Source organism: Paraglaciecola mesophila KMM 241 (genome assembly GCF_000315015.1).
Lineage (GTDB): Bacteria > Pseudomonadota > Gammaproteobacteria > Enterobacterales > Alteromonadaceae > Paraglaciecola > Paraglaciecola mesophila.
On sequence record NZ_BAEP01000063.1, the window covers coordinates 1 to 1,326 of the forward strand.

Here is a 1,326-nt window from a genome sequence, read left to right on the forward strand (position 1 = left end):
CTGGGGGATCCCCTCATAGAATAGGCCTCCCTTCTTTGTGAACCCAGATAATATATTGGCCGATAGCCCAGGTAATTTGGGCTGAGTTCATCTTGTAATCTTTTGCTCTTTTCCTGACTTCTCTGCCTAGTCTAATAATAGATAACACGCGCCGATTACGGATGGTGTTAGCTTGAAATGCTCTTTCCCAGTTTTGTTTTTGAGCAATGAGACCGAGTAGCCGTAATAGCCATTCTGCGAGCATCGCAATCAGCAGTAATATATCGAATCGTTTGGTACAGCGGCTGTTGCTGTGACGTAGTCCCATACCGTACTGCGGGCTTTTAATATCGCGGAAGGTTTCTTCTATTTGCATCCGTCGTGCGTAAAGGGAAACCAGCTGTTTTGAGTTAAGTTTATCGTTCTCGGGAAGATTAGTGGCGAGTAGCCAAGGCTCTTTGCTACCCGCTCGATAGCTTTGTTGGGCGGTGTGGTTTCGTCCTGCTTTTGAAGAGCGGTTGTCCTTTCGATGTTTGGCCTTTGCTTTGTACAAATGCAGATGTGCATGAAGCGGGCTTTTACGCCCCAATTGCCCACACCCAAGGTATTTAGCGCGCGAATTTGCGCTGGGGTAAAACGACTTATTACTTTGCCATAAAGCTTGCCCATCACGCTTAAAACCTACATCTCCGCGCACTCGACCTAGCCAAAACCAGCCATGCTTTTCGACTTCACGAAACCAAGGGTTGCGATAGCCCGCATCGGTAACAATCAACGGGCAACAACCCGACGGCAGGATACTCGCCAACTCCCGTAAAAACGGATTATGACTGACAGGAGAGTTGTACTCAGCAAAGGAAAATACGCGCTCATAAAGTGTGACAGAGCGCCCTTGAACACTGACCGATGCACGTAAGGTTAAATGCCTAAGCTGCTCACGCACATCAGACCAATCCACGAGTACAACAGGCATGGGGTTAGCACCGCAAAGCAGTTTTGCGTGCCAACGGTAGATGTCGAGCCGCTCGTTATGTAGGTTGCTATTACCAAGCAGTCTGTCGATGCGCTTTATGTTGTGTTTCGGGGCTACGGAGCCTGAGATATTCCGTCCTAATTCGGTCAACGACAGTTGCTGGCCATCTAGCAAAGATTGGGTGGCAATCATCAAAGAAGAAAGACGTTTGGCATGTAGATTAGGGCATTGTTTTTTAAGCAAATCGTGTAAGATAGAAATATCACGCATGGTGTTGTTATCTAGTTGGTTTTTGGCGAAATTTATTAGATCAAATAGCGCCATGCGTGTCTATATTATTGTTTCTGCTCATAATTATGAGGGGATTCGTTAGG

The 1,326-nt window shown here is 46.8% G+C and carries 1 protein-coding gene; it reads right to left on the reverse strand.

What is annotated here, in order from left to right; genetic code table 11:
- Window positions 1-13 precede the first annotated feature (13 nt).
- On the reverse strand, window positions 14-1,222 hold the full coding sequence (locus GMES_RS15705; RefSeq protein ID WP_039987596.1) for an IS4 family transposase: 1,209 nt from the start codon (window positions 1,220-1,222) through the stop codon (window positions 14-16).
- Window positions 1,223-1,326: the final 104 nt, after the last annotated feature.